Origin of the sequence: Microcoleus sp. Pol12B3, from assembly GCF_036701355.1 — a bacterium.
Classification (GTDB): Bacteria; Cyanobacteriota; Cyanobacteriia; order Cyanobacteriales; family Microcoleaceae; genus Microcoleus.
In genome coordinates, this window is record NZ_JAUBQS010000025.1 from 1 (window position 1) to 3,393 (window position 3,393).

General features: G+C 47.6%; 2 protein-coding genes. One reads left to right on the top strand and one right to left on the bottom strand.

Annotation, left to right across the window (positions count from 1 at the left end; translation table 11 throughout):
* The first annotated feature begins 82 nt into the window (after window positions 1-82).
* The gene (locus tag QUA53_RS14460; RefSeq protein ID WP_333248923.1) at window positions 83-433 is read left to right on the top strand and encodes a hypothetical protein; all 351 of its coding nucleotides are present in this window, start codon (window positions 83-85) and stop codon (window positions 431-433) included.
* 269 nt (window positions 434-702) lie between these two features.
* Here QUA53_RS14460 and QUA53_RS14465 read toward each other — a convergent pair.
* A partial coding sequence (locus QUA53_RS14465; protein ID WP_333248927.1) for an SdrD B-like domain-containing protein occupies window positions 703-3,393 on the bottom strand: 2,691 nt, incomplete at its 5' end.

A 3,393-nucleotide genomic window follows, 5' to 3' on the forward strand; every position in this document is an offset into this window, starting at 1 on the left:
GCTAATTTACAACTCTAAACGCCTACTTTCTTTGAATTAAGTTTAATTCTCTTGATCCTTTCCTTCAGGGCACTACCAAGCAATGTTTAAGGACTGTATAACAGGAGGGTATAATCTTGAAAAAAGCTACGCTGGTGATGACCGCCTAAAAACTTTAATTTTATTGATAGCTTTGGCTTACAGTTGCGCTATTTTACAGGGACGTAAGTTTAAGCTTATGGGAATTCAGAAATACATCGGTCGCCTGATTGAGTGGAAACGAGCGCAACGCCGTCATAGTAGTTTTTGGATTGGATTATATGGTCAATTGTGGGTAGTAGGGATGGATTTTTGCCATGCAACTATTGCGGAATTGATGAAAATTAGACGCAATAAGCGGACATTCTTTCAGAAGGGTTTGAGGGCTATGTCCTTGATTTTATCAAGCTTTTGACGGGGTTGTCACCCCGTCAGTCATCAGAGTTTATTTGCCATGATTATACAGCGTATTCCAGGTTCATAAAGTAGTAGGGACAAGGCAATGCCTTGTCCCTACGGGGATTCATGGATCAGGGGTTTACTTCACAAACAACGTGGAATTTGTAGTAAGATGTTTGGTTTCACCCTAGTAAGATGTTTGGTTTCACCCTTTTTTTATTTGCCAATAGTCTCTTAATCCATCATCCCTACAATATTCTCACCTAATTAATTAGCTCGATCGCACTAGAGGAGAGCAAAATCTGTGGCAGTAATCACGCTTGCAGGCACATTGCTGAGAGTTGCCAAAAGTTGACCGGAACCCGTAACTCGGATGAGAGTTGAACTATTCTCAGCAACAATGCTCAGTTGGGAGAAATCCAGACCACCAATTAAGCCGATCGAATCGATACCGTATTGAAAGTCTAAAATAGTCTCGCTGCCGAGGTCAATACCCAACATAAATCGATCGTTCCCGGTGCCTCCAATCAGAGTATCATTCCCTTGATCTCCAAACAAGAAGTCGTCCCCAGCACTGCCCAGCAAACTGTCCTCATCCTTACCGCCGTAAAGAGTATCGTTCCCGACCTCCCCATTGACAGTATCCTGACCTTCATTGCCAAACAGCAAATCGTTGCCCAAACCGCCACATATTTGGTCTTTTCCGCCAGTAGAACCAATAGGAAGAGGGCTACCAATATCCCCGTACACTGTATCTTCCCCCTCGCCGCCACAGATAGTATCACTGCCTTCATCGCCAAACAGCAGGTTGCTGCCCAATTCGCCGACAACTAAGTCATCGCCCTTGCCGGCACGTACTGTATCATTACCATCACCGCCTGCGATCGTATCTTGATTTTTCTCCCCGCTGAGGAAGTCATCGCCCGCCAAACCGAACACCAAATCGTTGCCAGTCAAATCAGGGTCAAAGGGGTTAATAGTTCCCCCGTAGATAGTATCGTTACCCTGGTCGCCAATTAAAGTATCGCTCTCCTGGTCGCCGAAAATAATGTCGTCATCTTTGCCGCCGTAAACAACATCGTCGTTCTTGCCCGCAAAGATTAAATCCTCTCCAGCAACTCCATTGAGGTAATCATTACCCTCATTGCCAAATACCAAGTCCCTGTCTATATCGGGGCCAACCGGGAAAGAACTGTTAAGTCCCCCGTAAACATTATCATTGCCTCGCAACCCTGCCAACAAATCATCGCCGTCAAAACCATTTATTTCGTCACCGTTATTAGTGCCGAGAATACTGTCGTTGCCGTTAGTACCGTTGCGGCTATTAGTGACAGAATTTGGGCCGGGAATACTGCTAACGCTGGGTAAAACAATTTGCGAACAAATGCAGTCAGCATCTTGTCCTTCTTGCGGTGGTAGTGGTGTTGGTGGTGGTGTTGGTGGGACTGGGGCGAAGGAATTGCCAAAGTTAATATTGCTAACATTAGTGCCACTGACAGCAATAATATCAGCAGGATTGGCAGTAGTTTGCGTCCAACCAGGCTGATTTACTTCCCTAACTAGATAAGTTCCCGGTCCTAAATTAGCGAAACTATAGCCTCCTAAACTATCAGTTGAAGTATTAACTTCTCCAGCATCTAAAGAGTTATTGCTGTTAGCGTCAAGGAAGATTTGCCAGTTCGGCAAGAGCGGTTCTTGAGCATCCAAAACCCCATTGTTATTGAGGTCATTAAACTTGCTGCCGGAGATACTAATATTTTGGAAATTGCCAAAATTAACGTTCGATTGACTTGCGCCACTACCCAGATTAACCGCCGCCGGATTAGCAGTAGTTTGCGTCCAAGCAGTCTGCTGGACTTCCCGCACATTGTAGGTGCCGGGATTGAGATTGTTGAAACTGTAATTACCAGAATTGTCAGTGGTAACAATAGTTTCGCCCGAATCTAAAGAGTTGTTCCCGTTCGCATCGAGGAAAATTTGCCATCCCGAAAGACCAGTTTCCTCCGCATCCCGAGTACCGTTGCCGTTGCCGTCGTTGAATTTAAGACCGCTGATGCTGCTTTGTTGGACGGGAGTCGGAGTCGGAGGCGGAGTCGGAGTCGGAGTCGGCGTTGGTGTTGGTGTTGGTGTTGGTGTTGGCGGGACTTGTTGGTTGCCGAAATTGGCAGTGGAAGTTTGACCGGGATCTAAGGGAACGGTTCGGGGGTTAGGGGTGGTTGGTGTAAAACCTGTCGGCACCACTTCCCCGACGTTGTAAGTGCCTGTTTGCAGGTTGGGGAAACTGTAGCTGCCATCGGTACCGGTAGTAACTTGGGTTTCTCCGGTGTCTGAACTGCCGTTGTTGTTAGTGTCAAGGAAAATCGTGACGCCAGGGATGCCAATTTCTCCGGTATCTTGAGTGCCGTTACCGTTGGTATCGTTGAATTTAATGCCAGTTATGGTGCCCGTCTGGAGGCTATTGCCGAAATTAACTGTAGCAGGAGTCGTTTCACCTGCTGTCAGAGTCACTGCAACCGGATTGGGAGTAGTTGGCTGGCTGAATGGTGGCACGACTTCCCGGACGTTGTAAGTACCGGAGGTTAAGTTGGGGAAAGTAAAGCCGCCGTTAGCATCGGTAGTTGCCGAAGTTTCTGTGGCATCGAGAATGCCGTCATTGTTAGTGTCGAGGAAAACAGTGACTCCGGGCACACCAAGTTCTCCGGCTGCTTGAGTGCCGTTGCCGTCAATATCGTTAAATTTGATACCAGTAATGCTGCCGAGTACAGCGGGTGTCGATCGATTGCCGAAATTCACCGTAGCAGGAGTAGTTTGGCCTGCTGCCAGCGTGACTGCAACCGGATTGGGAGTAGTTGGTTGGCTGTTGGCGGGTACAACTTCCCGAACGCTGTAAGTGCCAGCAGGCAAGTTGGGGAAAGTAAAGCTGCCATTTGCCCCAGTAGTTGCGGAAGTTTCTCCGGTACCGAGGATGCCGTCACC

What these genes read in the sequence shown, in the direction of transcription:
- QUA53_RS14460 (WP_333248923.1), top strand. Translation starts at nt 83, where the DNA reads ATGTTTAAGGACTGTATAACAGGAGGGTATAATCTTGAAAAAAGCTAC.